This is a genomic window from Pseudoalteromonas spongiae UST010723-006 (assembly GCF_000238255.3).
GTDB lineage: Bacteria > Pseudomonadota > Gammaproteobacteria > Enterobacterales > Alteromonadaceae > Pseudoalteromonas > Pseudoalteromonas spongiae.
On the sequence record NZ_CP011040.1, the window covers coordinates 1,361,910 to 1,385,824 of the forward strand.

The window sequence follows — 23,915 nt, forward strand, 5'->3', positions numbered from 1 at the left end:
TTAGAGTGGGTGTCTTTGTTAATTGCTTTACCTATCCAACACCACTGATTCCTTTTAATCTCCGGAGTTATCTTCTTCAAAGCATTTGACAAACAAACTTAATGAATAAATTAAAGATATAATTGAGCCTGTAAAAAACAATAAAACTATCGACCAGAATTCAAATGGTTTATCAACAGAGCTGGTATTCTCTCCTCTACTAACAATTTCACCACTATCATAAAAATAATAAGAAACAATAAAGAATACTGCGGAACAAAATAGCATCTTAATTCCATCACGAATAAATTCAGAATTACAATTCATTTGGCACCACCTCAAAGGTAATTGTTTGGACGTTTTTATTGTTAATATAAACGTTAAACCTATAAGCTCCTAATGAACCCGGCCCTTCTAGCCAATAATACTGAACAAAATTAGAACCCCTACGGTGCTCAAACTACTGCCCTGTGACTTTATCTTCGCCACATAAAAAGGCACGCCTTACGCAACGCGAAATACAATGATAGAAAGGAGTATCAACCAGACTTATTTGCAGTTTTCTTGGAACCGCCATGACTTCTCATCCTTAAGAAGTGTTACTTACCCTAAACATAGAAAAACACCCAAACTAAATCAAATTAGAATGGATGTCTTTGTTATTCTATTCAAAAGCTTGCTTGGTTCATTTTATTTATCATGACAAGTGTTCTTCTACCCAAAATGATAATGACATAAAGGTAAATAACTGCCTTGAAAGATCAATTTTACCACTCTTATGCTGATACCAAATTTGGTTAACAGCGTCCTTGTTGATGTAGTTGTATAACTTTTCAGAACCAAATAACACATCTTCAGCATTCACCTTCCAATCCGATTTTAGTAACTCTCCAAATGGCACTTCAAAGCCCAATTTAGGTCTATTAATTATTTCACTTGGCAAATACTGTCTAGCAACGTCTCGATGAATTCGCTTATTTTGTCTTTGCGTGAGCCTATAATTAAGAGGTAAAGACTCAATATAGTTAATTAATTCATTATCAAGCGCTGGTACTCTAGCCTCTAAAGAAGCAGACATTGATAACTTATCTCCATATAGCAACAGATCATCGGATAGGTTCATTCTCGTATCTATGAACATCATATCTTCAGCTGATTTCTCTCGCTTGGCAAACTTCAACCAATATTCAATCAATTCAATAGATTCAACTTTGTTAACTTTACCTATTAATTGCTCTATGACGATATCATCAAACATTGAATAAGAGTTGAGGAATCGCTCTGCTGGAGAATTTGCAGATAAGACTTTATGTAATCTCCGCAGCTTGTCATTCCTCGCACCAGCTAATTTTAATAGTGGAGAGCCTAATTTACCTAATAGGTTTAATACAGGTTGCGAAGTTATTTTTTCAGCGCGATACCTTTGATATCCGCCTAGCGGCTCATCACAACCTTGGCCCGTTAACACAACCTTTAAATCACGTGCAACATTATGAGTTAAATGCCACATTGGTAATATTGAAGTCGTACCAAGAGGTTCTTCATTGAATGAAACCGCGCTTTGAAATGAATTCCATAACTCATTATTAGAAACAATGACGCTGTGATGCTTTAGTCCTAATGCATCTGCAGTATGTTTAGCCTGCTTAATTTCGTTTTGCTCACAATCCCCTTCAAAGCCAACCGTGTAAGCTGAAAGGCCAGGCTTTTTTTCAGAAGCAAATTTAGCAATCAATGCCGAATCTATTCCCCCAGATAAGAGAACACCCACTGGTGCATCAGACTGCAATTGCCTCTCAACAGCTTGCTGAAAAAACTCTTTGTATTGGTGACAAGCCTCTTCATAGCTGCCTGAAAACCGAGAAATTGGGTATTTAACAAAAGACGCTAAAGTGTAGTTACTATTTTTAAGGGAAAAAGTGATTACATGACCAGGCTCTAGTCTCTTGATGCCTTCAAATAAAGTGTATGGTGACGGTACATATCTAAACTGTAACAATAGATTTAATGAGACGGAAGATACATGAATTTTAGTTCTCGACACCTTAATGATGGGTTTTATTTCGGAGCCAAAATGAAATGATTGCTTATCAACTTTATAATAAATAGGTTTAACACCAAACCTATCTCTACAGAGGTGAATTTTACTTTCTTGTTTATCGTAAATTGCAAAGCCGAACATGCCATTCAATAAAGGTAAAGTTTTATCAACTCCTAGCACAGAAACTAATTCCACTATTGTTTCTGTATCCGATCTGCCATTAAAACTTTGCCCTGAGAGGTATATTTTTTTTAAATCTAAATGATTATAAATCTCTCCATTAAATGTAATAACATATCGCCCGCATTTAGATTGCATGGGCTGAGCCCCAGACTCAGATGGGTCCAAAATACTCAAACGTGTATGTCCAAACATGACATTACCCATGTCGGTTTCAAATAACATACTGCCATTACCATCTGGTCCGCGATGCTGAATGCTCGACAATGCTTCTTGAGTGACAGAAGGCTTGATAGTAGTGCAAGAAAACTGACCTATAATTCCACACATTATTTAAATACCCATATATAAAAAGTGACTATATCTTGATATAAGAAATAGAAAATAATATAGAAAAAACTTCGATTAAATCGGTAAGCTTACTAGGGGCATTAATCTGATTCCTGACCCATTGATTCCGTTTTCATGTGGTTTTACGGGTCTTCAAGTCGCGATAACATAAAAAGAGCCAAATAGTATTCGCGGCAATTATGTGCAGCCAAAACGACATTGGTGATTCTTCTCGCATGATTGCTTAAACGCTTCGCCCCTGAGGAATCACTACAGTTTCAATAAAATAGATTGAGGGAATTAGAAACAATAACATAATGATTGTAATCCATTCGAGCATTGGGGTTTTGGCATTTTTAATAATCGGTGCCATACGCATCCACTCTTCAACTTGTTAGTATTAAAAAATAATACTGCTCTTTGCTATTTTGACTGATCGAAAATAAATTAGTCCCTTAAATTCATATAACTAAATTAACGAATCAAATAGAAAAAGAAAAGATTTATAAACAAAAAGCTAGTACGACAGCTAGCTTTGCATGAAAAAAGTTTGAGAGGAAATCAGCGACTCTACCCCCCATTGATTATTGTAATTCTCGTTGGTGTCTTTGTAATTCTCATTATCATCGGTGCACAATGCAATGTATGGTTCGCTTCGTCTTGTCTGAGGAAGAGTACTGAGGACACCCACTTTAATTTTCTAATTGCCCGGTTGACCCAGCAATTAGTAGGATCATGGGGTCAGGTCTTGCTTTGTGCAACAGCTCGGCTAACTGTGGAGTAATGCACACCAAAATAATTAGCTATTTCTATCATGGAATAACCACCTGACAAGTAAGCCTGTGCCATCGCTAATTTGATGTTAAGGCTTGTCGACTCATAATAACTTAGCGGTTTAGCCTTTGGCCTAACTTGTTTCTTTGGTACTTCATTTAAAACAACGTCTACATCGCTTTGAATAGCACTTTTATGTTTTTCAACAAACTCCTCATCGCCCAGATAAATTTGGCTTTTCAGGTTTTGCCAAATATTAACCTCCTTCCCTTGTGCTACAAAGTGTTTATAGCGCTCAATAGCTTCAAGCTTAGTTGTTTCAAACATACGCAGTAATGCATCGACAGCCAACCATTCTGGAGCTTCTCGCATACCTGTTGTTTCATGATAACTACTCCACAGCCATTCACTAGGATGGTCAACCATACCTTTCGCCCTAACAGGATTTAAAACAATATATCGACACAATTCGAGTAAATAACTATCTTTATCCACCAGGATGCTTTTATAGCGCCCCTGAAATAAGTGCCCTACTCGTTGATAGTTTCGATTAAAACGTTGTGTATAAACACCATTTAGCTGTCTCATACCTTTAGACAAATTAGCATCGAGTGTTTCAATCAATAAGTGGTAGTGATTCGTCATCAAGCAATAAGCATGAATTACCCAATTGTAACGTTCACAAACAACACTAAGTACTTCAATGAAAGTGGAAAAATCTGATTCATTGCGGAAGATAGGCTTTCGCTCATTGCCACGAGACGTAACATGGTAAAGCGCACCTGCAAACTCCAATCTAAGTGGTCGACTCATCCTTAAGCCCCAACAAACAAAAAAGGTTAGCTAAAGTATAGCTAACCTTTTAAAAATCTAACCAAACCATTTTATCAACGCTGCACAATGCAAGACCTGACCCCATTGACTTTTCTATCAACGCTGCACAATGCAAGACCTGACCCCATTGACTTTGTTACAACAAGAAAAACACTATCAAATTTGTATTTGGATGGTTCTATTATTTCGTCCATTAAACAATCAATTAGTCCTTTAAATTCATATAACTAAATTAACGAATCAATCAGAAAAAGAAAAGGTTAATAAACAAAAAACTAGCACGACAGCTAGCTTTATATGTAAGCAGTTTGAAAGGAAATCAACGACTCTGACCCCATTGATTCCACTTAAGCTATTGATTATAGTGAACTACTTGTGCTAGATATTACCCTAAACATAGAAAAACACCCAAACTAAATCAAATTAGAGTTAGAGTGGGTGTCTTTGTTATTTTCTTCAACCAACGACTTTGGCCTATTTCAAATTTCTATTCATATTTTTGTGCAAAAGGTTGTAATAATTTCAACCAAGATGAAAGGCAAGTAGCCCTCCTTTCACTTGTTCCCTCGTTTAAACCATTTACAGATTCTTTTACAAAATCCGCCGCAGTTGATGGATCTAGTTTTGTAATACTACTCACTTTAGCCCACTTCATCCAACACCAGCCAAACTCCGCACTTTCGAATTGATTAGCTAAATAAGAATATTGCCCATCAGTTGTATCTATCAATGAAAAAAATCTACCTGATGCACTAATAGAGTAATTATCTTTCAATAATCCTAGACATTTAGCAGCATGGAGGTGGTATTTTAATTGTCTATCAGAGCTAATCCCTTCGATATTTTGATAGGTTACCTCTTCGCCCAATGCCTTTTTACGTACTATATTGATTACTCGTTTGATATCATTTGCTTGCGGTACTTTTTTGGAATCAATAAAAGTTAAATTCATTGAATTCAACTTATCAATTAGTTCATTTAATCCTACTTTACCGAAATCAAATGGCTTCTCCAAATACGCGTTTGTTTTAGGTGTCACTTTTAAAACAGCATGATTATCTCTAATAATCTCCAAAAGCTCTTGAAGCCTGTATGGATCGAGACCTAAATTGTTTAGTTTATGATTTAAATCTTCAGTAGAAGTCAAAAGCTCATATAATTGCTCAATTGCAACTGCCGCATCTTCATTATCATTAGTTTTGAGGCTTACTTCAAATGAGCCAAAGCTGGCTGCTAAAGGGTAAATCCTAGGTTCTGTTCGTTTACCACAGTTAATACCCTTCATAAGGGATTCAAGTAATTCACTAAATGAATCAATTATTTTTGTAACACTTTTCCTTTCAGGAGCTTCATGCTTGCGATTTTTCTTCGCAATTTTGACCTTAAATCCCCACTCAGCTTCAGGGTGGTGAGTAACTATAGAACTTGGATTTATATACATTTCTGTAGGTGGCAACGACTCCTCGTCAAGAAAGCCCATTACATTAATGTTTGATTCGCCATCTTGATTAATCGTAACGCCAAAAACTTGACCTGCTTCAGGTTCTTGAAATACTTTTCTAATACATATAGAACACTGTGTAATCAGATCTAGCTTGCTCTCTGTAACTAGCACATATAACCATTGAGTAGCGTTATTATCATCTCCATTCCAATACACTAAATAGATTTGGCCAAACTGGTTTTTAACTGTAAAACACTTTGGGCCAAAATAATCATCATATACCTCATATAGCTTTAAATGTCCTAAGAAAGTTTTTTTAGGTAGTAACATTTATACTTCCTCCTTCTTAAAACATTCTGAGGGACAGTAACCTTCCTGTTTCCAAAGGCTAATATGATTTTCTCTAGGCTGGTCGATCGCAATAACACCTAGTTCTTGTTTGAAGTCAATCAAAGCAATTTTTTTTCTTCCAAACTGATTTGCGCGAGGGTATCTTCTCTTTACTTCTTTTGCAGCTTCTAGAGTTGCCCAAAAGGAAACTCCGAATGCATATTTTTTTTGATCTTTAGGAAGGTTATGATGCGGACAGTCCTCTTTATACATCTTAAAGTCTGCACTTGTTGGAGGAATAGTGTCTACTAACCTATAAGCATCGCCATTAGCTGCTACGGTTTTGCCACAGGGAACATCATCAGGGTAACACTCTGGCCAATTATACTTCGGAAGTGGCATCTTATAATCCTTTAACTAAATCCATTTGCCAATAGGTATACAAATCATTGATTTAAAGCTGCATAATATACTACATCATACAAAAGGAGATTTGAATTGCAGAACAAAAAATTAAAGCTCATTATTTTTTTCATAATTATATATATGACTTGTTACTCTATAACTGCATTAATTTGCTTAATAGATATTTGGTTTAGTACAAATTTTTTGCTAGTAGATGAATTTATTTCGGCCCAAAGCAGCAATGTATTCATTTCTTTCCTATCTTGCCTTTTTGGATCTCTTCTAGGAGCTGCTATACTTGGTTTTACTTCATTACACCGTCATATTAAGAACTTTGATTCATCACTTTCAATTGGGTACTTTTTAAGTCCAATACTATCGATTTCCTTGGGCGTGTTGGCATTTTGTCTAGTGCAAGCCAGCTTCGTATTCTTATCAGGAAACGAATTAAGTAAAGATACAGCAGCGCAGCCTCCATATGGCTTTGCCGTTTTTGGATTTATATTTGGCTATAATTGGCACATCGCAATTGCTCTTTTAGATAAACTTTCCAAAAAGCTTCAAATAACATCTAACTGAGAATTCCCCAAACAAAAAAAGCAGCCAACCGGCTGCTTTTAATTACATTCTATAACTAAGTCAAAGACTTACTCATCACGATACGTATCAACCGCAGGGCAAGAACAGATCAAGTTACGGTCGCCGAACACGTCATCAATACGTGTTACTGTTGGCCAGAACTTGTCTTTTGCTACTGCTGGTACTGGGAATGCTGCATAAAAGCGGTCGTATGCACGCTCCCACTCGTTACCTAGTACGTCAGCTTGCGTGTGCGGTGCAAATACTAATGGGTTGTTTTCTACTGTCCACTCGCCTGATTCAACTTTAGCAATTTCCTTACGGATTGAGATCATCGCTTCGATGAAACGATCGATCTCTACTTTGCTTTCTGATTCAGTTGGCTCAATCATTAGCGTGCCAGCTACTGGGAACGACATAGTTGGTGCGTGGAAACCGTAGTCCATTAAGCGTTTTGCTACGTCCATTTCAGAAATGCCTGAGCTTTCTTTAAGTGGGCGTAAGTCAACAATACACTCGTGTGCAACGCGGTTGTTTTGGCCGCGGTATAAAATTGGGTAGTGCGCGCTTAACTTTTCAGTAAGGTAGTTTGCATTCACAATCGCTGTTTCAGTTGCTTGCTTAAGGCCTTCCGAACCCATCATTGCGATGTATGCCCATGAAATAGGTAGAATTGCTGCTGAGCCATAAGGTGCTGCTGATACTGCGCCGTTACCTTCAGTCGTACCCGGTACGTTAATCACGCTGTGGTTAGGCATAAATGGTGCAAGGTGCGATTTAACACCGATTGGACCAACACCTGGGCCACCGCCACCGTGTGGAATACAGAATGTTTTGTGTAGGTTAAGGTGCGAAACGTCAGAACCGATAAAGCCTGGGCTAGTTACGCCAACCTGTGCGTTCATGTTCGCGCCGTCCATGTAAACTTGGCCGCCGTGCTGGTGAACGATGTCACAGATTTCTTTAATTGTATCTTCAAATACACCGTGTGTAGACGGGTAAGTGATCATGATACAAGATAGGTTTTCTGAAACTTCTTCTGCTTTTGCTTTAAGGTCAGCAACGTCAACGTTACCTTGCTTATCACACTCAACAACCACAACTTTCATGCTTGCCATTTGCGCAGATGCAGGGTTAGTACCGTGTGCAGAGCTTGGGATTAAGCACACATTACGGTGACCTTCGCCGCGTGATTCGTGGTATTTACGGATCGCGATAAGACCTGCATATTCACCTTGCGCACCTGAGTTAGGCTGCATTGATACTACATCGTAACCCGTTACATCTACTAACCAGTCGTGTAACTCGTTGATCATTACTTGGTAACCTTCTGCTTGGTCAAGCGGGCAGAATGGGTGCATGTTTGCAAATTCAGGCCAAGTAATTGGGATCATCTCAGCTGTCGCGTTTAGTTTCATGGTACATGAACCAAGCGAGATCATTGAGTGGTTAAGCGCTAAGTCTTTGTTTTCTAGGCGCTTGATATAACGCAGCATTTCAGTTTCGCTGTGGTAGCTGTTGAAATTAGGGTGCGTTAAGAACTCGTCGTCACGTACTAGGCTAGCTGGAATACCTGTGATGTTGTCAGCTGTTACTTGTGCATCAAGTGCTGCAACGTCAAGGCCATGGCCTGCGCCTAGGATGATGTCGAATAATTCAGCAACGTCTTCACGTGTAGTTGTTTCGTTAACTGAAATTGAGAATTCACCGTCGTGGTTTTTAGCAAAGTTAATCTCTGCTGCTTCTGCACGTGCAACAACTTCATCTTTGTTGCTGGTTACAGTGATGGTATCAAACCAAGTATCGTGCTTAAGCGTAACGCCTTTTGCTTTTAAGCCTGTTGCTAAAATGCTAGCGAAACGGTTAATGCGTGATGCGATTGTGCGTAGGCCTTCTGCACCGTGGTAAACCGCGTAGAACGCAGCCATGTTTGCAAGTAACACCTGCGCAGTACAAATGTTTGAGTTCGCTTTTTCACGGCGAATGTGCTGCTCACGTGTTTGCATTGCCATACGTAGTGCATCGTTACCTAAACGGTCTTTTGAAACACCAATAATACGGCCAGGTAGTGAACGCTTGTACTTATCACGTGTTGCGAAGAATGCCGCGTGTGGACCACCGTAACCCATAGGTACACCAAAACGCTGTGCAGAACCTAATACTACGTCTGCACCTAGTTTACCTGGTGCTTTAAGTAGAATAAGTGACATGATGTCTGCTGCCACACAGGCGATTGCTTTTTTGTCTTGTACGTCAGCGATTAGGCCTTGTACGTCAACAACTTCACCCGTTGTGCTTGGGTATTGGAACAGCGCACCAAAGATTTCGTGGTTTACAGCATCTGCCGCTGGACCAACAACTACTTCAAAACCAAACTGTTCTGCACGTGTTGCAACAACGTCGATTGTTTGTGCGTGTACGTCTTCTGCAATAAAGAAGATGTTTGCTTTTTTCGCTTTCGATACGCGCTTTGCAAGTGCCATTGCTTCTGCAGCAGCAGTTGCTTCGTCAAGTAATGACGCAGACGCAAGGTCAAGACCGGTTAAATCCATAGAAAGCGTTTGGAAGTTAAGCAGTGATTCTAAACGACCTTGTGCGATTTCTGGCTGGTATGGCGTGTATGCTGTGTACCAACCTGGGTTTTCTAACACGTTACGTAAAATTACGTTAGGTGTGTGCGTTGGGTGGTAGCCCTGACCAATGTAAGATTTAAAAATCTTATTTTTGCTTGCTACTGATTTTAAGTAGCTAAGCGTTTCAACTTCAGTGCGGCTTTCACCAATGCTAAGACCTTGCTCTAAACGAATACTTGCAGGCACGGTTTCGTTCATAAGCTCTTCAACACTTGATACGCCCAGCTCAGCTAGCATTGCTGAAATCTGGTTTGCGTCCGGACCGATATGGCGGCGGATAAAATCTTGCTTTTGCTCAAGTTGTTCAAGCGATTTTACGTTTGACATGTGTCTAACTTCCTATGGCATTTACATACACGACTAGCTAACAATACTGTGTGCTCAGTAAGGTTAGGCAACCTTTCAAACTAACCTTTATAAACGGTATGAATGATTGGTTTTACTAATCAAAAATTTAATAAATATTTAAAATTTTTATCTTTAAATAAAAGATTTAAATATTTACTGAGTGTAAAAACATGAAAAGCTCCAAAATTGGAGCTTTTCACTGTAATTCTTTATACGAAGAATTAGTCTTCGTCGATCGAATTTTCGTAACCTTCTGCGTCTAGTAGGTTATCAAGTTCTGACTCGTCAGACGCTTTGATTTTGAATAACCAACCGTCGCCGTATGGGTCAGAGTTAACTGTTTCTGGAGAATCTTCAAGTTCTTCGTTGATTTCAACGATAGTACCTGAGATTGGTGCGTAAATATCAGACGCTGCTTTTACAGATTCTGCTACTGCACAGTCTTCACCTGCATCTACTTCGTCGTCTACGTCTGGTAGGTCAACGAAAACCATATCACCTAATAGCTCTTGTGCGTGCTCAGAGATACCTACTGAGTAAACACCGTTACCTTCAGCGCGAACCCACTCGTGTGAAGATGCATATTTTAAATCGGCAGGGATATTGCTCATTCTTATAAATCCTTCGGTTTAAATTAATTTAAATACCATAGTGGTATTTGGGGTATTTTGCGACACCCCGTATCGATTTAGATTACTGATTTACCATTACGTACAAAGCACGGCTTAACAACTTTAACGTCTACCAGCTTTTTACGCATTTCAACTTGTGCAGTTTCGCCAGTTGAGCGTGGCACACGCGCAAGGGCAATACTGTGACCTAGTGTAGGTGAGAATGTACCAGAAGTAATCACACCTTCGCCACCGTCAACAATTACTTTAAGACCAGCGCGTAGTACACCTTTTTCTTCAAGCACTAAACCAACTAGTTTGTCAGTACTTTTTTCTTCGCGCTGCTTAGCAACTACGTCACGACCAATAAAGTCACGATCTTCAGGTTCCCAAGCCAGTGTCCAAGCCATGTTCGCTGCAAGTGGTGATACCGTTTCGTCCATATCTTGGCCGTATAGGTTCATACCTGCTTCTAAACGTAGCGTGTCACGTGCACCAAGGCCTGCTGGGCGTACACCTGCGTCTAAAAGTGCTTGCCATAACGCTTCTGCACCGTCGTTATGAACAACGATTTCATAACCGTCTTCACCAGTATAGCCAGTTGTTGCGATAAATAAATCACCCGCTTGCACACCAAAGAATGGTTTCATACCTTCAACGGCAGCTTGTTGATTTTCGTCAAGAATTGTTGCCGTTTTTGCTTTTGCATTCGGGCCTTGTACGGCAATCATTGCATACTCTGGGCGCTCTGTAACTTCTACTTTGTAGTCAGCTGCAACTGCACCAATGTGTGCTAAGTCTTTTTCACGTGTTGCTGAGTTAACCACTAGGCGGTACTCAGTCTCAGTGAAGAAATAAATGATAAGGTCGTCAATTACACCGCCTTCGGCGTTAAGCATACCTGTGTATAACGCTTTACCAGCAACTTGTAGTTTTTCTACATCGTTTGCTACTAGTTTACGTAAGAAAGGTTTTGCATCTTCGCCTTTAACGTCAACGATTGTCATGTGTGACACGTCGAACATACCGGCATCTTGACGAACAGCGTGGTGCTCTTCGATTTGTGAACCATAGTTGATTGGCATTTCCCAGCCGTGGAAATCAACCATTTTTGCACCCGCTTCAAGATGCTTGGCGTGTAATACAGTTTTTGAAGTCATAATATTCCTACACTTTCAAATCTACCCGCACTTGGTGCGGCGTGGCTTCAACAGGACAATTGTCCGGTTGAGGGAATAACATGGGCGGCGATTATACCGAAACAATATGGCTTTCGCACCCAGAAAAGTTATAAGTTTTACGCATTATGTAATTAATTTATTTCAATAATTTTTATTTATTAAATTGATTACAACGCTAAATATAAAATAGCGGTCAATCTAACCGCCATTAAGTTTGTTAAGCCTTTGCTTAAACTAGTAATTCTGCTTGCTCGCTAAAGCCTAGTGCATTAAATCGACTTTGCCATTTAGCGAGTTCGTCGCTTTTTGCGACTAGCTCAAAGCCTTTATGACTTTCTAAATGGGTTGCCGTTAAAAACACATTACCCGATTGGCGCGCGTATCGCTGTTGCTCACCAGTTAAAATAATACCTGCGGTTAGTGAAAATTCGCTTAACAAGCTCTTAAAGGCGTTATCACCACGCAGCGCTAAAATGCGTAGGTCATTACGGGTGATCACATCAATATCGTGAGACTCTTCCCCTTCACTTAACGCAGCAACTAAAGCCGGTGCAATATCGTTATCAACAAAAATACGAAACGCCAGTTCAGTAAAGTAGTAAAGCTCAAGCGCAATTTCATGGCCATTTACTTTTGCTGTGCAACGAAGCCCCATTCCCGGAACAGTTAAATGACGTACATCACTGGAAATAAGTGTTTGTAAATACGGTAACGCAGCGCTGCCCGTCACATCAATAATGGTGCGGTCGTTCATTTGCGCAAATTCGTTTGCGCCCGTGTATGCATGTTGATGGCTACCAAATAGGTGAGGCACTTGTATTGTCATGCCCAATCTCCAGTGAAAATTAACAATCAAAATTATGTTAGGCCACCTTGCAACAATCAAATTGTATTTTTTTATAAATTGATAAATAATACTAATCATTAAACAAAAATAAATTTCAAAATGTAATGTGTGGAGTGCTTTATGAAAAATATCCCAACCGATAGCTTGCGCACCTTAATCACAGTGGTTGAGGTTGGCGGTTTTGCCAAAGCGGGTGAATTGCTTGGTTTATCGCAACCTGCTGTAAGTTTGCAGATTAAGCGTTTAGAAGAGTTATTAGGTAATAAGCTGTTTAAAAAGCAAGGCCAGCGCCAAGTACTTAACCAGCATGGAGAGATTTTACTGCCGCTAGCAAAGCAACTGCTTCAAGTAAACGACACTATTTTGCAAACATTTAGCTCTGAGGTATTAGCAGGGAAAGTGCGTTTGGGTATTCCAAGCGAATTTGCAGCAACGGTATTGCCTGCGATTATTGGTGATTTTGTAAGCCTCTACCCTGACGTTGCTTTAGAGGTAAAATCAGAGCTCAGCAAAAAGCTACGCCATAGCGATAACCGCGAACAATACGATTTAATATTGGCACTACTGGAAGGCCCTGAGCAGTCTAAATACCCTATTTTTATGGATGATGAGCTAGTTTGGGTAGGCGATGTAAATAACATTAATACCGAAGTGGTTAACCTAATTGCCGCAGAAGAAGGCTGTATTTATCGCCGCCGTGCCATTGAAGCACTGGAAAAAGCCGGTTTAAAGTGGCGTATTGTGTATACTAATGCCGACCTTGCTGGCATTAGCGCTGCACTCAAAGAAAACTTAGGCATTACCGTACTTGCCAAACACACGGTACCAAACGACTTAAACTGGGCAAAATCCACCAACCAACTGCCTGAACTTGGTGAAGTGGGCATTAGCTTAATAAAACAAAGCGAAGAATCCCACGCGGTTGATAAACTCGCTGAGTTTATTCAATTAAGATTAAAGTAACGGCTAGTTACTTTAATCGCCTGAGTACTCACCTTATAAAAGTAATGCTGATGTACAGCATTACTTTTGTATATGCACTTTTAATAACCACTATTAAATAAACACTTTGCCAACGCTAATGTTGCTCTGCTTTACCAAACTTTAAAATAAAACGACTGGTTTTACCTCGAATACCTTTCGCGAATACCGATTGTTCCAAATCATCGTTTGGGTTTTGCAAATAAAAGGCTTCTTCTTTTAAAACAAACCCCAGTGATTGCAGCTGATACTTCACTATATTTGCGTCAATTCGGTGTAAATCATTAGCAGCTTCATAACCAGAACCCGCCTTGGCATGATGATCAATAATGATCAGCACGCCTTCTGGTTTAAGTAAGTTTTTTATATGGCTAAAAGCCTCTCGATAATCCACAATCTTATCGCGCATAATATGCCGTTCACCATTGCGATTTCGATGAGTGAAAAATAAGTCGTGATAGTTAATGCCCATAAACGCAATATCAATGCTCGACGAAGGCAGCGGAATCTCGTTTATTGCGACTTGGTCAAAGCGCATCATATTTTTTAGCGTTTGGCGCTTAGAGCGCGCCAACATCTCTTTTTTGCCAAAGCGCCAAGTAAGCGTATCGTTATGAGCATAGACTTTACCTTGCTCTCCCACAGCGCGGGCGAAAAGTTCGCTGTACCAGCCGCCACCAGCGTAAATATCAAGTATGGTCTGCCCACTGGCAACGCCAACAAAACGCATTATTTGGGCTGGCTTTCTATTTGCATCGTGCTGTTTATCAACATCTGAGCGATTAGGCTCATTTAACAATGTTTGTAATCGAGTGAGTGAGAGGGGTTCATAAGCAATACATGAAAAACTCACACAAACCATCATCAGCAAAAGGTATTTAACGTGCATCTTTTCTCCTTAAAAGTTTTTGGTTCACACTCTTTAGGCATTCGAACGGCTTGCTGCTAATGGTGATAATTCAGCATTCGCTGTTTTTGATAAATGTGGGTTCGCATAGCCTCTTCCGAGCAAAAAACCAAAAAACGCCCAAAGTGATGCGATACACGCCCCAACCAGTGAAACTGCAAATAATCCAAGTCCTAAGCCATCGGTTAACCCCGCGAATAACATGCCACTTACCGCATCGCCGCCACGATAAACGGCTACATCAATTACCGGTTTTGCTTTAAAACGCTCATCTACCGTCACTTGAGTAAACAGCATTTCCCTCGCAGGGCGGGTAAGTGAGTAGTTACCTGCACGGCGTACAATTTGAATCACCAAAATCACCATCACGCTTGGCGCAAATGCCAAAATCAATAAACCAGCCATTAACAAAAGTGGCACTAGCGCCAAAGACACACCTAGCCCTGCCTTTTTAACCAAGCGCCCAGAAACAAAAAACGCCATAACAAAGGTCAGCACATTCACAAACCAATCAATGCTTGCCAATATTTGTGTGCGCTCTGCCCGCGAATACGGCGCCAGTAATTGCTTTTGTTCAAAGTAAATAAATGAGCCTATAAATACATAGAGCAAAATAAATGCGGCAATGCCTAACAGTTTTGGATTTGAAACGAGTGATTTAAACCCGCTTGCCCAGCCTTGTGCCAATGATGATGTAGTTGCATCAAAGCTATGCTGCGTATTGTGAAGTTGCGTATGCTTTAAACGGTAAATATATAAAGTGAGAGGCACCACCAGCATTAAGGCCGAGGCGGCAACTAACATAAGCTGCCCTTCATCTAATACACTGCCAAACAGTGACGGAATAGACGGGCCAATAATCGCCCCAGCACTTGCGCCCGCTGCGATTATGGGAAATAAACGTGTGCTTTGTTTTTGATTAAAGGTGTCGGACATAAAGCTCCAAAACACCGAAATATGAAATAAGCTAAATGCGCTCACCCATACATAAAAGGTCTTTTCAATCAAAACAGCGGAGGAAAACAGCGGCATTAACAAATAAAACGCGATAAAACTGCCCGCGAATAGGCTATAAACGGTTGGCACTATGTACTTAAACTTGAGCTTATCAATCGCAAAACCATAAACAGAGACAATCACTAAGCTAATAACAAACTGCATATTCCATAAAAAACTCACCTCGCTGTCGCTCCAATCGCTGGCAAGGGCGTCACGCACTGGGCGCAGCACAAAATACGCCGCCATTAAAATAAACGCCATAATAAATGCCGCAAGTGTGGCAGTTTGCTCGTTCGATTTAACCTGCGATAAGGTGTTTAATAAACCTGAAATACTCAATTTACGTGTTTGGCTGGGCATGCTATCACTCCTTACACGCTAATGATTTGCTTTGTCGATTTCGTGCGACAGCCACGCCAACATCTGTTTTTTATCGAACGTAAACGCATGTGAGGCATTGAGCTCTGCTACTTTTTTGAGCGTGTTTTTAATTGGCAACATAGCCTCTTGCTCGTTGGGCACCACTAGGTAGCGCAAATGGGGCGTTTCATCGAATAGGGCTTTCACAACCGCATTGGCAACATCATCGGGCGCCTTAAAACGGCTGCGATCAGGGTTGGTAAATTTGGCAAAACGTTTGTATTCATCCTGATAGCGCGAATTGGCAAAATGATGCCCTTGCTTTTCCAAGCGACGCTTCAGGTTTTTCATAATATTGGAATTGTAATTACCAGGAGCAATAACACTGACTTTCACATCAAACTTACGCATTTCTGCTGACAACGCTTCGCTAAATGCTTCGATGGCATGTTTTGTCATGCTGTAAGGGCCGAACATGGTGCTCGACATCAATCCTGAAATAGAACCGATATTGGCAATGCGCCCTTTGTTTTCGATGATTAATGGCGCAAATGCCTTGGTGATTCGATATGGCCCCATTACATTTACGTTGTCTTGAAAATCAATATCGCGCTCGGGGATTTCAATTAATGGGCCAAACACCGCAACCCCTGCATTATTAACAAGGCCATGAAGCTGCTTGCCTGACGCTTTAACGGTGTTTACTGCTGCATCGATATCTGACTGAATGGTTACATCTAACCGTATTGCTTGCACATTTGTAAGTTGGTTCAATGCATCGATGTCTCTTTGCTTTCGTGCGCCAGCAAATACAAAGTGTCCTTGGCGTGCTAACGTTTCAGTGATGGTTCGGCCAATGCCTGAACTTGCACCAGTCACCAAAATGGCTTTTTGGTTTTGCACTGTTGCTGCTTTTGCATGTGATGCCTCAAGGGCGGCTTGTCTATCATCAGCAAATGCGATGTGTGTGGTTAAAATAAAAAGGGTGATGAGTAAACGCATAATAATGTCCTGCTATTAAAAGTAAGACTCAGTGTTATGGGTTTTCCAGTGCGTGTGTATTTACTCGACCAACCGCTTACAACTAGCGATTAAATTGGGGATATGGGCGTTTTGATAAAAAGCGATAGAAAAGCTGTTTTCGTCGACTCCAGCGATGCGTTTGTCTACACACTAGCCCTTTGATTTGTTATTAAGATATAGTGAAAGCGATAACCCAGTATATTCAGAGCTGCCAAACTAAGATGTTGAATAAGTTAAATAAAGCAAACAATTCCACAACAACGCTTACCAGCACACATATTTGGCTGTTAGCGTTTTGGATACTGGTGTTTTTATTGAATATGGGGCCGCACTGGGAAAACTACGCATCATTTAAAGAAATAATAGAGACCATCGGCAGCATTGTGTTTGCGCAAACTGTCGTTGCATTTGTAACCTTAAAGTTCTTAGTGCCCAAGTTACTTGATAAAGACCAAATGCCTCTTTTTATCGCCGCGTTATTGAGTGTACTTTTACTTGGTGCATACTGGGTGATTGCAGTTCGCTATTTTTATATTGAACCGAGTTACCCAGAAACCTATCAAAATTTGCTGTATGTTACGCAGGATCAAGGCATTCAGTATCGTTTATTTAGCTTTTGGGCATTGAAATACATTGTCTTTTCAAAAATGCCGCAACTGTTTTTCCCAACGGCGGTATTAATGGCAAGGCAGTTTTACAAAAAACAAAGCTATATTTTGGAATTAAAAGAGCAGAAAAACTTAGCCGAATTAGCCGCTTTAAAAAACCAACTAAACCCACATTTTATTTTTAATACGCTAAATAATTTGTATTTATTAGCACTGAAAAAATCCGACCAAACACCGTTAGTAATTGAAAAGCTAGCTGATATTTTAGATTACGTGGTATATCGCTGTAACGAGCGCTATGTGTCGCTTAATAGTGAGATTACACTTATACAAAACTACCTTGATTTAGAGTGCATTCGTAAGTCAGATACACTCGAAGTGAGCTTTTCTAGCGAGATAAATCATCCCCATACCATCGCCCCTTTGCTGTTATTAAACTTGGTGGAAAACGCTTGCAAACACAGCACCAGTAATGAGCTAAATACCGCGTTTGTCGACATTATTTTAACTTCAAATCGTGATGCAATCACCTTTGAGGTTAAGAACTCAATCCCAGAGCACAGTGAAGCCAGTAAAAACTCGCCCAGTGTGGGGTTAACCAATATGACCAAACAACTTGAAATGCTCTACCCTAACGCATTTTCACTGACCATTGATAATACCAAAAATAGCTATTTGGCTACCCTCACACTTAACATGGAAACAAAGTAAGTATGGCAAATCAAACTCAACGAAAATGCTATCGCTGTATCATTGTCGATGATGAAGCGCTTGGCCGCGAACTGATTGAAATGCACTTAGCGCAGTTTGCTGAATTTGAACTCGTTGCCAGCTGCAACAGCGCCATTGAAGCACATCAAGTGTTGCAAAACCAAAGCGTTGATTTATTGTTTTTAGACATTGAAATGCCGGTATTGAAAGGCACTGATTTTTATCAAAACCTGGCGCATAAACCCTATGTGATTTTTACTACCGCGTATCGCGACTATGCCATTGAAGGCTTTGAGCTCGATGCTGTGGATTACCTATTAAAACCCATTGTATTTTCACGCTTTTTTAAAGCCGTTGAAAAGTTTAAGCAGCGCATAACTAACATACATCACGCTGAACCGAATGTGCCAACGCAACAAGCGCCAAATGCGATGTTTGTGCGTGAAAACCGTAAGCAAGTACGCATTGTGTTTGAAAACGTTTTGTATGTAGAAGGGTTAAAAGATTATATAAAAATCTTCCTCTGTGATGGCAGCCATATTATCAAAAGCAGTATGAGCGCGTTTGAAAGCCAATTGCCTGAAAATTTTGCCCGTGTGCACCGCTCGTTTATTGTGAATGTTGATCATATTAGCGCTTATGCGCACCAGTATTTAGAGCTGGGTGAGATTGAAATTCCAATTGGCGACCAATACCGTGAACATTTGAAAAATAAATTGGCTTAAGGGCGTTAAAATCTGTTCACTTAAATGTGATTTTTGTTATGTAGATGGGTCAAGTCTTGCCTTTACTTATCAAACATTGTTACTTGATCTCAACATGCCAACGTGTGTATGTTAAAAATACACACGCATGTAAAATTCAACTCGAATACGTCAAGGAGCAAGCATGGCAAAAACGGACACTGCAGCCATTAAAAAAAGCATTATCAAAATCGCATTTGAGTCTTCCCTAATCATTTTTAGTGTTTTGCTAGCATTATTCCTAAACGAATATCGCGGGCAATTGAAAGCTGAACAAGAAAAATTACGTGCCTTACAAATGATTCAAGTTGAGTTGACCACAAATCTAACAGTATTAACCAACTGGACTCCATACCATAAGCAACTTATTGAAGTGTTTGATAATGCCATCATACAACTTGAAGAAGCTCCAGCTAAAACAGACCCTCGCAGTTATATATTGGAGTTAATGCCAAAAGGCTTAATGCAGGATTTTATAAGTCGTACCGCATGGGAGTCTCTACAACAAGCTAGCAGCGATGTGTCTCTGGATATTGAAACCACTTTTTTAATTTCTAAAGTATACAAATTACAACAAATGGGTGTTGAAAAAACCTTAATGCAGTTTGTTGAGGTTATGAACTCGCGCGAAGGTATGCGAGCTGAAAATTTAAAAGAAACGCTGTATTTACTGAAAAGCACTTTACAAGAATTACATGCGCAAGAAAAAGAGCTCGCATATAATTATCAAAATACGCTAACGAAACTAAAAAATAGACTGAATTAGTGTTGTACTACATATCAAAAGCATCAAGTTGACTTGTTGGAACGCGTCTTTGATTGTGTTTTAGTAGCTTAAATACAATTACCCCAGTAAGTTTCAATTTCAAAACCTCTTTACACACTATTACAAACCAACAAAATCTTTACATAACATTTACGCACTCAAGCTTCTAACCTACTTGTCTTCTATACTCTATTGCTTAACACTTTATTAATGATTTTTTAAATTCAATACTTCAGTTTTTTAAACGTTTTACACTGAAGTTGAAATAAGGTAGGTGCGTTGTGCTTTATAAATTAAATTCTCTATTCACAATTAGTTTGTTAAGCGTAACGCTTATTGGCTGTGGCGGAGGCAGCAGCGAGAGTAATCCCGACAACGACGTCACTCCGCCAGTGGTTACAAATCAAGCTCCACAATTAACAACCGCGATTACTGATCAAACAACCAACCAGTCACAACAGTATTCATTTGATCTCTCTCAAGGGGGGCAAACCTTCACCGACCCAGACGGCGATACACTTACCTACTCGTTTAGTACATCACCGCAAACCAATGACTTTACGTTAAACGGTACTGTGTTATCAGGCACACCAGAACAAACTGAAGCCATTACCATCACTGTAACAGCAAGTGACCCCAGTGGTTTAACGGCAAGCGATAGCTACTTACTTACAATTAATGGTGCGCCACAAACAGCCAAAACTATTCCTGATCAATCAATTAACCTAGGTGAAAACGTTTCACTTGATATAAGTCAAAATCGCACAACCTTTGTTGATCCTGACGGTGATGAGCTCACTTATGCATTTAGCACATCACCGCAAACCAATGACTTTTCATTAAACGGCAGTGTTTTATCTGGCACACCGGCACTTGCGCAAACAATCACTTTCACCGTTACAGCGACTGATCCTAACGGGTTATCAGCAAATGATAGCTTTTTGCTGAACATAAATGGTGCACCAAAACTTACCAACAGCATTAGTAATCAGTCAGTAAATATTGGTGAAAACTATAATTTCGACGTCACTCAAAATGGCTCTACTTTTGAAGATCTTGATAGTGAAATACTCATTTACAGTGTGCAAATCACTCCAACTAATGATGACTTAACATTCAACGGAACGCATTTATCTGGAATGCCAAACCAAGCAGGCGAATACACCATTGCTGTCACAGCAACCGATGATGGTGGATTGTTTGATTCAACCAGTTTTGTATTGTACGTGGTTGAACCAAATGAAAATAACTCGCCGATAATTGCAAATCCAATTGCCGATCAAAGTGCAACATTAAACCAAGATTTTAACTTTGATATGAGCCAGAACAATACCACCTTTAGCGATCCTGATGGTGATATGCTGACTTTTCAGGTCGCGATTACGCCAACGGATTCAGGCTTAACATCTGATGGCTTAATTTTGTCTGGCAACCCAAATCAAACTGGCGAAATTAATGTCACCGTAACTGCCAGCGACCCTGCTGGGCTTTCGGTAAGCGACACGTTTTCAGTTAAGGTGTCAGCGCAAGTTAATACAAGCAAACCGAATGTATTACTGATCATTGCCGACGACTTGGGTCAAGATTCGTCTAATCAATACAGCTTCTCTACCGACTTACCAACTACCCCAACCATTGATGAAATTGCAGCACAAGGCATTGTGTTTGAAAATTTATGGGTAAACCCAGTTTGTTCACCAACCCGGTCCACTATTTTTACAGGAAAATATGGCACACGCACGCAAGTGTTAGCACCGGGTGACGAACTGAGCCTAAGTGAAACGTCACTACCACAAGCGTTAAAAAATCATCCTGATACCGCAGAGTATGCCTCGGCAAAAATTGGTAAATGGCATTTAGGTGGCGACAGCAGTCACCCAGCAGCGTTTGGCTTAGATTATTACGCTGGCATTTTTAATGGCGCCGTCAGCGATTACTATAACTGGGAATTAACCACAAATGGGCAAACCCTGCCACAAACCGAATACGCCACTACCGTACTAACCAATTTGGCAATCGACTGGCTAAATCAACAAACTACCCCGTGGTTTTTATGGATGGGTTACAACGCACCCCACACTCCCTTCCATTTACCGCCAAATGAATTACATAGCCGTAATTTGAGTGGTGATGAAGCTGATATTGAAGCGAATCCTCGCGCGTATTATCTCGCAGCAGTAGAGGCGCTCGACAGTGAAATAAACCGTTTGTTAAATAGTTTAGATCAAGCTACACGCGATAATACGGTGGTGATTTTTATTGGCGATAACGGCACACCAACACAAGCGCGCTTTAGAGATTCAGAGTTATCTGGTAGTAAAAATAATATTAGTGAAGGTGGGATCCGCGTACCTATGATAGTGTCGGGCAAAAATGTCACGCGTCAGGGGCAACGTGAAGCCAATGTATTAAATGGCACCGATTTCTTCAGCACTATTTTGGCTATAGCAGGCCAAGAAGAAGTGGCCATTCACGACAGCTTACCCTTTAACAATTTACTTAATGATGCCAACGCAACACCACTGCGTGAAACCGCTTTTTCTCAAAATGAAGAAGCCTTCACCATTCGTAATGCCCGTTATAAGCTCATTGAGTACCTTGATGGTACGCGCGCTTTTTATGACTTACAAAATGATATTTCAGAGCAAACTGACTTAATATCAGCTGGCGCATCCCTACCAACAGACTTTTTCTATTTAGACAGTCAATTAAGTGCACTTAGTAATGACGGCTGGATTGTTAATAAACACAATGAGCAATCAAGTTATATGATGGATAGTGGTGCGTTTGTAGAGGTGAATGTGTTGTCTGTGCAAGACAATGGCACGTCAACAACAATAACCACCAATGCCACTCCAAATTACAAAGTAGTTGTGACCGATGAAGTGCTGACGGTTTATCAAAGCAAACCTGCAGCGGCCTATGCCAATGGCCAAGTATTGAGCCTCAATCAGCAAATTGATTACGGCCAAGATATTGGACTGACAGCAAATTGTGGTAACACAGGCGGCGATGGATGGTGGCCACAAGCGGGTGCTGCATGCCCTGAGTCTCAATCAGGCATGGCGCTAACCTTTCCAAATAACCCGACCCCAACACAAACAGAGTGTGAAACTGGCCTTGGCCCTGTTGGACTTTGGGTTAACGGCGTGCCCATTTACAATTGGTCTGATGCCAGCTCTTACAACAACCAAGATGTTTGGAATAACTTTGCCCTGCCATTTCGCTCTGCCGCAATGGATGTATGCAATGGCCACTCAGGCAACGGCATGTACCACCACCACAGTTATAACGCGTGTTTAAAACAACAGCTCGGCGATGAAGGCAAAGGACACTCCCCGATTTATGGTTACGCAGGAGATGGTTACCCAATTCACGGCCCGTATCATAGTAAAGACGTGCTTGCGAAAAGCTGTTGGAAGAAACGTGATTATTCAGCAAACAGTGCAACTGGCTGTGGCAGCGAGGGCCAACGTACCTGTAAATTTATTGATGAAGAAAATATCAGCTTAGGCGTTGAAAACGTGGCGGCTGGTCCTGCAACATCAGACATTATTAACTTTTTCACCGCAGGCGATGGCCCTGCTGTATCAGGTATTTATTATGAAGATTACTACTATGATGCACAGTGTACAGCACAAGGTGAAGAGTACCTTGATGAACACAGTGGTCATGACCATGATGGTCTAGGTTATCACTATCACACCAGTGTGGATGAAAACCTATCGCCTGTATTCCCACTGGTTAATGGCCCAGATTACTACGGCAGCCTTAATAGCAGCTCATTCCAGTGCTTTAGAAGGGAGTTTTAATTATGATGCGGTATTTAGTTTTACTTGCAGGTCTTGGCGTAAGCTTTTTCAGCCAAGCCCATGAGGTGCATGCCAGTAATATAGATGTCACCGTACAAGGAAATAGCATCGAAATTTTACAAACCACCCCAATTAAAGAGGCACAATCCATTGCCAAACAACTGGGGGCTGAAAACGCAGAACATGACACCACGTTAGATGCAATCTCTAGCGGGTGGCAAATTGAGCACGCCGATGGCTCGTGTAAATTAACCAAACAAGCTTATCGACTTGCACACCATAATAGCCAATTACAAATGCGGTATTTGTTTTCGTGCAGCGGTGAAAATAAACCAAAATCACTTGCGCTACCTTGGTTTAAACTTACACCAGAAGATCACTTTATCATTATGAAGCTCACAATAAACGGCAAAAGTGATACGGTAATTTTTCAACGCCAAGATTTAGTAATAGCGCTAGGTTAAACAAAACACAATCAAGTAAGGCTAC

At 40.5% G+C, this 23,915-nt stretch carries 18 protein-coding genes; 7 read left to right on the forward strand and 11 right to left on the reverse strand.

Annotated elements, in window-relative coordinates; genetic code table 11:
- Nucleotides 1–676: 676 nt before the first annotated feature.
- The 4 genes from asnB to PSPO_RS20335 all read right to left on the reverse strand — a co-directional run bounded on the left by asnB (nt 677) and on the right by PSPO_RS20335 (nt 6,314).
- Complete coding sequence (gene asnB / locus PSPO_RS20320) at nt 677–2,530, reverse strand: asparagine synthase (glutamine-hydrolyzing) (protein WP_010558687.1); 1,854 nt, start codon at nt 2,528–2,530, stop codon at nt 677–679.
- A gap of 741 nt (nt 2,531–3,271) precedes the next feature.
- On the reverse strand, nt 3,272–4,117 hold the full coding sequence (locus tag PSPO_RS20325) for a transposase (protein ID WP_040641849.1): 846 nt from the start codon (nt 4,115–4,117) through the stop codon (nt 3,272–3,274).
- Between the two features lie 508 nt (nt 4,118–4,625).
- Complete coding sequence (locus PSPO_RS20330) at nt 4,626–5,912, reverse strand: DUF6575 domain-containing protein (protein ID WP_010558685.1); 1,287 nt, start codon at nt 5,910–5,912, stop codon at nt 4,626–4,628.
- Nucleotides 5,913–6,314 (reverse strand): hypothetical protein, encoded by a 402-nt coding sequence (locus tag PSPO_RS20335; RefSeq protein WP_010558684.1) that lies wholly within the window; start codon nt 6,312–6,314, stop codon nt 5,913–5,915. It abuts the gene before it with no gap.
- A gap of 96 nt (nt 6,315–6,410) precedes the next feature.
- Here PSPO_RS20335 and PSPO_RS20340 point away from each other — a divergent pair, with 96 nt between their 5' ends.
- Entirely contained in the window at nt 6,411–6,896 is a 486-nt protein-coding gene (locus PSPO_RS20340) for a hypothetical protein (RefSeq protein WP_010558683.1), read from the forward strand.
- A gap of 68 nt (nt 6,897–6,964) precedes the next feature.
- Here the strand turns inward: PSPO_RS20340 and gcvP are convergent, their stop codons facing one another.
- The 4 genes from gcvP to PSPO_RS20360 all read right to left on the reverse strand — a co-directional run bounded on the left by gcvP (nt 6,965) and on the right by PSPO_RS20360 (nt 12,495).
- Nucleotides 6,965–9,856 carry an aminomethyl-transferring glycine dehydrogenase gene (gene gcvP, locus PSPO_RS20345; RefSeq protein ID WP_010558682.1) on the reverse strand — a complete coding sequence of 964 codons (2,892 nt, stop codon included), beginning with the start codon at nt 9,854–9,856 and terminating at the stop codon, nt 6,965–6,967.
- 242 nt (nt 9,857–10,098) lie between these two features.
- On the reverse strand, nt 10,099–10,488 hold the full coding sequence (gene gcvH / locus PSPO_RS20350) for a glycine cleavage system protein GcvH (RefSeq protein WP_010558681.1): 390 nt from the start codon (nt 10,486–10,488) through the stop codon (nt 10,099–10,101).
- A gap of 77 nt (nt 10,489–10,565) precedes the next feature.
- A complete protein-coding gene (gcvT, locus tag PSPO_RS20355; RefSeq protein WP_010558680.1) occupies nt 10,566–11,648 on the reverse strand; it encodes a glycine cleavage system aminomethyltransferase GcvT in 1,083 nt (360 codons plus the stop codon).
- 250 nt (nt 11,649–11,898) lie between these two features.
- Nucleotides 11,899–12,495, reverse strand: coding sequence for a hypothetical protein (locus PSPO_RS20360; RefSeq protein ID WP_010558679.1), 597 nt, complete (start codon nt 12,493–12,495; stop codon nt 11,899–11,901).
- 141 nt (nt 12,496–12,636) lie between these two features.
- On the opposite strand from PSPO_RS20360, the gene PSPO_RS20365 reads away from it, so the two are divergent.
- Nucleotides 12,637–13,479 carry a LysR family transcriptional regulator gene (locus PSPO_RS20365; RefSeq protein WP_010558678.1) on the forward strand — a complete coding sequence of 281 codons (843 nt, stop codon included), beginning with the start codon at nt 12,637–12,639 and terminating at the stop codon, nt 13,477–13,479.
- Between the two features lie 115 nt (nt 13,480–13,594).
- Here PSPO_RS20365 and PSPO_RS20370 read toward each other — a convergent pair whose 3' ends face one another.
- Genes PSPO_RS20370 through PSPO_RS20380 form a run of 3 tightly spaced genes read right to left on the reverse strand, consistent with a single transcriptional unit; the run spans nt 13,595 to nt 16,765 of the window.
- On the reverse strand, nt 13,595–14,386 hold the full coding sequence (locus PSPO_RS20370; RefSeq protein WP_010558677.1) for a class I SAM-dependent methyltransferase: 792 nt from the start codon (nt 14,384–14,386) through the stop codon (nt 13,595–13,597).
- 33 nt (nt 14,387–14,419) lie between these two features.
- Nucleotides 14,420–15,763 (reverse strand): NTP/NDP exchange transporter, encoded by a 1,344-nt coding sequence (locus PSPO_RS20375; protein WP_010558676.1) that lies wholly within the window; start codon nt 15,761–15,763, stop codon nt 14,420–14,422.
- 18 nt (nt 15,764–15,781) lie between these two features.
- A complete protein-coding gene (locus tag PSPO_RS20380) occupies nt 15,782–16,765 on the reverse strand; it encodes an SDR family oxidoreductase (RefSeq protein ID WP_010558675.1) in 984 nt (327 codons plus the stop codon).
- A gap of 242 nt (nt 16,766–17,007) precedes the next feature.
- On the opposite strand from PSPO_RS20380, the gene PSPO_RS20385 reads away from it, so the two are divergent.
- The 5 genes from PSPO_RS20385 (at nt 17,008) to PSPO_RS20405 (ending at nt 23,890) form a co-directional block, all read left to right on the forward strand.
- Entirely contained in the window at nt 17,008–18,105 is a 1,098-nt protein-coding gene (locus PSPO_RS20385) for a sensor histidine kinase (RefSeq protein ID WP_010558674.1), read from the forward strand.
- 2 nt (nt 18,106–18,107) lie between these two features.
- Nucleotides 18,108–18,830, forward strand: coding sequence for a LytR/AlgR family response regulator transcription factor (locus PSPO_RS20390; protein WP_010558673.1), 723 nt, complete (start codon nt 18,108–18,110; stop codon nt 18,828–18,830).
- Between the two features lie 163 nt (nt 18,831–18,993).
- Nucleotides 18,994–19,614 carry a hypothetical protein gene (locus tag PSPO_RS20395; RefSeq protein WP_010558672.1) on the forward strand — a complete coding sequence of 207 codons (621 nt, stop codon included), beginning with the start codon at nt 18,994–18,996 and terminating at the stop codon, nt 19,612–19,614.
- Nucleotides 19,615–19,895: 281 nt separating this feature from the next.
- Nucleotides 19,896–23,426: a sulfatase-like hydrolase/transferase gene (locus PSPO_RS20400; RefSeq protein ID WP_010558671.1), complete on the forward strand. Its 3,531-nt coding sequence runs from the start codon at nt 19,896–19,898 to the stop codon at nt 23,424–23,426.
- Nucleotides 23,427–23,428: 2 nt separating this feature from the next.
- Nucleotides 23,429–23,890 carry a hypothetical protein gene (locus PSPO_RS20405; protein ID WP_010558670.1) on the forward strand — a complete coding sequence of 154 codons (462 nt, stop codon included), beginning with the start codon at nt 23,429–23,431 and terminating at the stop codon, nt 23,888–23,890.
- Nucleotides 23,891–23,915 lie beyond the last annotated feature (25 nt).

Coding starts and splice junctions, on each gene's coding strand:
- PSPO_RS20390 (WP_010558673.1), top strand. CDS start 18,108: ATGGCAAATCAAACTCAACGAAAATGCTATCGCTGTATCATTGTCGAT.
- asnB (WP_010558687.1), bottom strand. CDS start 2,530: ATGTGTGGAATTATAGGTCAGTTTTCTTGCACTACTATCAAGCCTTCT.
- PSPO_RS20370 (WP_010558677.1), bottom strand. CDS start 14,386: ATGCACGTTAAATACCTTTTGCTGATGATGGTTTGTGTGAGTTTTTCA.
- PSPO_RS20380 (WP_010558675.1), bottom strand. CDS start 16,765: ATGCGTTTACTCATCACCCTTTTTATTTTAACCACACACATCGCATTT.
- PSPO_RS20375 (WP_010558676.1), bottom strand. CDS start 15,763: ATGCCCAGCCAAACACGTAAATTGAGTATTTCAGGTTTATTAAACACC.
- gcvP (WP_010558682.1), bottom strand. CDS start 9,856: ATGTCAAACGTAAAATCGCTTGAACAACTTGAGCAAAAGCAAGATTTT.
- PSPO_RS20405 (WP_010558670.1), top strand. CDS start 23,429: ATGATGCGGTATTTAGTTTTACTTGCAGGTCTTGGCGTAAGCTTTTTC.
- gcvT (WP_010558680.1), bottom strand. CDS start 11,648: ATGACTTCAAAAACTGTATTACACGCCAAGCATCTTGAAGCGGGTGCA.
- gcvH (WP_010558681.1), bottom strand. CDS start 10,488: ATGAGCAATATCCCTGCCGATTTAAAATATGCATCTTCACACGAGTGG.
- PSPO_RS20325 (WP_040641849.1), bottom strand. CDS start 4,117: ATGAGTCGACCACTTAGATTGGAGTTTGCAGGTGCGCTTTACCATGTT.
- PSPO_RS20365 (WP_010558678.1), top strand. CDS start 12,637: ATGAAAAATATCCCAACCGATAGCTTGCGCACCTTAATCACAGTGGTT.
- PSPO_RS20395 (WP_010558672.1), top strand. CDS start 18,994: ATGGCAAAAACGGACACTGCAGCCATTAAAAAAAGCATTATCAAAATC.
- PSPO_RS20330 (WP_010558685.1), bottom strand. CDS start 5,912: ATGTTACTACCTAAAAAAACTTTCTTAGGACATTTAAAGCTATATGAG.
- PSPO_RS20385 (WP_010558674.1), top strand. CDS start 17,008: ATGTTGAATAAGTTAAATAAAGCAAACAATTCCACAACAACGCTTACC.
- PSPO_RS20360 (WP_010558679.1), bottom strand. CDS start 12,495: ATGACAATACAAGTGCCTCACCTATTTGGTAGCCATCAACATGCATAC.
- PSPO_RS20335 (WP_010558684.1), bottom strand. CDS start 6,314: ATGCCACTTCCGAAGTATAATTGGCCAGAGTGTTACCCTGATGATGTT.